Below are 3,904 nucleotides of genomic sequence, written 5' to 3'. Positions count from 1 at the left end.
AAGACGCTCGGTTGGAAGACGCCCGCCGAGGCGTTCAACGAGCAGCTACAGTTGCTTCAACAAGCTGGTGTTGCAACGACCGGTTGAATCCGGTCAGTTCCGCTCACGGAAGTTCGTGTCCGTTCTCGCACGTCACCACCTGGTCGGCTCCATGGGCCGGGTCGGTGCGGCCGGCGACAACGCGGCAATGGAGAGCTTCTTCGCGCTGCTGCAGAAGAACGTCCTCGACCGCCGTACCTGGGCCACCCGCCAGGAGCTGCGGATCGCGATCGTTACCTGGATCGAACGCACCTACCATCGACGCCGGCGTCAGAGACGCCTGGCCCGATTGACCCCCGTCGAGTACGAGACCATCATGACCCCAGCCGCAGCCCTGGCTGCATAAACCCCGCTGTCACCCAACCCTGCAGCAGTCCCATCTGCAAGCCCGAGACGGGGCTTGTCGACGGGTAGGCCTGTACGGCCCGACGCGCTTCACGGGCGCCGGGCTCGCAGGGTCGGTTCCGTGGAGTTCCCGACCAAGGTGGCACTGGCTCAGGCCGTCCCGGTCCTGCCCGAGGGTCCGGGCTGGTGGTAAGAGCCCAAGTACGACGGTTCTCCAGACACCTGAAGTTGTCTCATCGGGTGACGCCTCGGTATGCCTCCTTAGCCTTCCGATATGTGACGGATGGCTTTGTTCACGAGCACGTTCTCGTGAACAAAGCCAGGCGGAGATGCGCTCGGCAACAAGCTGTGTGCCCTGGCCTTGGCTCATGTCCGGCCAGGCTGCTGGAACAGGTGGCTGGGCGTTCCCTCGCATGACTGAAAACGGAACAGACAATTCCGCTCTTATGCCGCTCTGGGCTTACCAACCCGATCACCGAGTCAGAGACTCAGTGCAGGTAATCGCGTACTTGCAGTGATAGCTGCTGGTGCGGATCGGTAAGGAGACCTTGTGTTCTCATCATGGGCCAAGAGCTTGATCAAGCAGATGGCACGCGAAGCGGGCAAGACGCAAGCCGCACAGAAGCGATTGAAGGAACTCGCCGCCGAGGCTGCGAAGAATGGGGCGAAGTGATGACGAACGCCGCTGAAGAGCCCAGTGTGGAGGAGTTCGGGGACTTCCTGGTCCTCCTCGCGGAAATGGGACTCGCTGACGAGGTCGGTTCCTGGGTGAGCGACCAGGTGGGGAACCGGACCATCACCGGCGAGCAACTGCTCTCCGTGCTGGACGCCGACGTGGTGGCCGCCACCGCTGCGGAGGCCGGTGTGTCGGTGAAGGAGTTCGCCGACACACTCGCGGAACAGCTTCCGCATGTCGTGGACAAGGCGACCCCGCAGGGAGAACTCCCAGACGACGAGGAATTCCGGCAGCACCTCGAAAACGCCTGAGCGGACCACTTCGCCGGGGCCTGGCACTGCGGTGCTGCCCCACCCGCCGCCGGCCGGGGCCCGGCAAGGTGCTCTCGCCGCGCGACGTGTGCCCGGATGCCGGGCTGGCCCGGCCGTCGTACGGGCAGGCCCGCGTGCTGCTGGTCCAGCACACGACCGTCGGCGTGGTGCTGGACCAGCAGCTTCCGACCGAAGCCGGGGCTGGTTCCTGGGCCGGCCCAAAATGGGCGCTCAAGCGGTGGGCACCCCATGGGCAAGGCCAGTTGCGGCCGCGCGGTTCGATTCCGGAGCAGGCGCGCTCCTGCTGGCCACGGTCGGCTGCTCACCATGCCAGCGCCGCGCTGGACCTCGCTCCTGCGCAGTGCCTGTTTGTTGATGACGATCCGGACTTGGTAGCCGCGGCTATACGACTCGGCTATGCAGGACGCGCGCTTTGCCGCGACACGGCCGTCTCGGACGTGCCTTCCCTAACCTCCCTGACGGAGCTCCTGCATTTCTTCTGACACATCCGGCACGGTCTTCCTCATGGCCCGTCGCCTCACAGGCGAAGCCAGCAACTCCTGGTGCGATCCGACACCCCAGGGACGCGGCCGCCCGGCAGGCGGGCGGCGCGAGTCGTGCGGGTCGGGGGCTACAACCAGATGACGTATCGGTTGTTGTACGTACCGCCGGCGCAGAAGTCCAGGCGTGTACGGATGTCAGTGGCTACGAAGCCGCCACCTGCCTCGCACTGGAGGACGGTGACGGGCGGCCCGGACAGGTGGTCGCGGGCGGGAGCAGCGGCGTGGGCGGTGCCTGTGACGAAGGCGCCGGCGGTCAGGGCCAGGGCCGTGGCGGCGAGGGCTGCGATGGTGCGGTGCACGGTGGGGGTTTCTCCTTGGATGGGTCGGTGGAGCGGGCATGGTGCCAGGCTCCTTCGTGCCCGTGTCGCCGGTCTCCAAGCGCACGGTCCCCCGTACGGAGGACGCGGGATCCCCCGTACGGACACCCGAGCGGCGCCGACACCAAACAGGCGCCGGACTGTTGCTCAACGGCCGGGAAGCGAAAGGGCAACCGCTCGGCCTCACTTCAGCCACCTCTACCAGCGCATCCCGAGTTGCTCGAGGTCGGTGCGGCGTTGCTCGGTGAGTTGGTGGGTGCGCCCCGAACCGCTGCGTCGGCCTCGACGTGGTGGGCGAGGCGGAGCAGCGCTGCCACCCGGTGTCCCATACCGGGCACCACCCCGGACCGATCGCATCCAGCTCGTCCCGCCGCGCCTCGGTCATAGCCCCGGCCGCCGACCGGGCAGGACGGCCAGCCGCCCGGAGCTCCTTGTTCTCCCGCGCCCTGCGCGTTGCCGCCCTCGCGCTCTTCGCCCACACACCGATCGGATACCCCTCCCACACCGTTGTCGTCGGACGGAGGAAGTGCCCGTGGGCAGCGGCGTACTTCCTGGCGACGGCGACCCCGTCCGCGCAGGCCACCTCCTGCTCCGACCACACCATCCCGAGCTGCTCCAGCTCGGCGACCTGCCCGGCCTGCAGATCACCACTCGTCCGGTGAGCCTCGTCGACGACCATCAGATCCCACGCCGGGAGGCCAGCCTCATGTGCTCGCGCGGCACGTACCGCTGGCCCCGTACGCCGGGCCGTACACAGCCGGTACCCGAACGCCACCGCCGCTACCACCGCACCCCGGCGCGCAACATCGCCGACGGCACCCACCTTCCCCGGCGGCGATCCCGTCTGGGGAGGGGTGGAAGCAACGCCACAGGACCGTGTTCCAGTGCAGGTGAACGGGTTATAGCTCCAAACGGTGTGCGCGTGTCGGGAGCCGGACTCTTTCGTTGGTGGGAGTGCGGCCCGGGTTCGTCCGGCCGCGCAGGGCCAGTACGGACGCCGGGATCAGTCCCGGACGAAGGAGGAGCATGATGGCTGTGGAGATGCGGGCAATGGGCGGCGGTGCGGGGCGTGCGGGTGTGCGGGCCGCGGTGCTGGGCGCGGTAGCGGGGGCGGCCTTTCTCCCGGCCGGTGCTGCTCATGCGGGAGTGATCGGGGTCGGGAACGCGGTGTTCGGCAACACCTGTGTTAACCAGGGGGGTGCCCGGGCCGTGGGTGCCACGGTGGCCGGGAGCGGGGTGGGCAGCGGCAATCAGACCGGGTTGCCGTTGAGCCTGCCGCGCAACCACTGCGGCAACAGCGGCATCGTCTGCACGGCCGTGTTCATGTCCAGCGTGTGAACGGGCCGGTGAGTGACGGATGCCCGGTCGGGCAACGGTGAGCAGAGCAGCGCCGGTTACGCCGGTGGACGAGCGGGCGGTGGAAGCACTGCTCGCCCTGAGCGGGCAGACACTGTCCCTGCTGCGCCAGTGGGTCGGATCGGAACCGGGCTGCGGCGTGGCCCGGGCGCTGCTCGCCTTGGCGACCGGAGACCGCTGGGACGACGCCGTGCTGAAGGAACAGCTGGTGATCGCGCACCGGGACGCGTCGGCGGCCGGTGAGCGGGAGGCGAGCCTGGTGTACGGGGTGTTCCTTCATACGCACCGGCAGTACCG

Annotated in this window: 4 protein-coding genes and 4 pseudogenes; 6 read left to right on the top strand and 2 right to left on the bottom strand. The window is 68.2% G+C overall.

Annotated elements, in window-relative coordinates; genetic code table 11:
- Window positions 1-94: 94 nt before the first annotated feature.
- From ACFYY7_RS45425 to ACFYY7_RS45410, 4 genes and pseudogenes are all read left to right on the top strand, one after another.
- Window positions 95-385, top strand: a pseudogene (locus tag ACFYY7_RS45425) (IS3 family transposase); the annotation flags it as partial.
- Between the two features lie 549 nt (window positions 386-934).
- Window positions 935-1,057, top strand: coding sequence for a hypothetical protein (locus ACFYY7_RS45420; protein WP_388672287.1), 123 nt, complete (start codon window positions 935-937; stop codon window positions 1,055-1,057).
- Window positions 1,057-1,371: a YidB family protein gene (locus ACFYY7_RS45415; RefSeq protein WP_388672284.1), complete on the top strand. Its 315-nt coding sequence runs from the start codon at window positions 1,057-1,059 to the stop codon at window positions 1,369-1,371. The genes ACFYY7_RS45420 and ACFYY7_RS45415 overlap by 1 nt, the downstream gene beginning before the upstream one ends.
- A gap of 41 nt (window positions 1,372-1,412) precedes the next feature.
- A pseudogene (locus ACFYY7_RS45410) lies at window positions 1,413-1,532 on the top strand (site-specific integrase); the annotation flags it as partial.
- A 470-nt stretch (window positions 1,533-2,002) separates the two neighbouring features.
- On the opposite strand, the gene ACFYY7_RS45405 reads toward ACFYY7_RS45410, so the two are convergent.
- Window positions 2,003-2,233: a hypothetical protein gene (locus ACFYY7_RS45405; protein ID WP_388672290.1), complete on the bottom strand. Its 231-nt coding sequence runs from the start codon at window positions 2,231-2,233 to the stop codon at window positions 2,003-2,005.
- 373 nt (window positions 2,234-2,606) lie between these two features.
- Window positions 2,607-2,855: pseudogene (locus ACFYY7_RS45400) on the bottom strand (helicase associated domain-containing protein); the annotation flags it as partial.
- Window positions 2,856-3,280: 425 nt separating this feature from the next.
- Between ACFYY7_RS45400 and ACFYY7_RS45395 the strand changes: the two are divergent.
- A complete protein-coding gene (locus ACFYY7_RS45395; protein ID WP_388672281.1) occupies window positions 3,281-3,589 on the top strand; it encodes a chaplin family protein in 309 nt (102 codons plus the stop codon).
- Between the two features lie 37 nt (window positions 3,590-3,626).
- Window positions 3,627-3,904, top strand: a pseudogene (locus ACFYY7_RS45390) (hypothetical protein); the annotation flags it as partial.

It is taken from the genome of Streptomyces sp. NPDC001933, assembly GCF_042890955.1.
Taxonomy (GTDB): Bacteria; Actinomycetota; Actinomycetes; order Streptomycetales; family Streptomycetaceae; genus Streptomyces.
The sequence above is the reverse complement of the archived record's forward strand: the minus strand, read 5'-3'. Positions and strand labels throughout refer to the sequence as shown.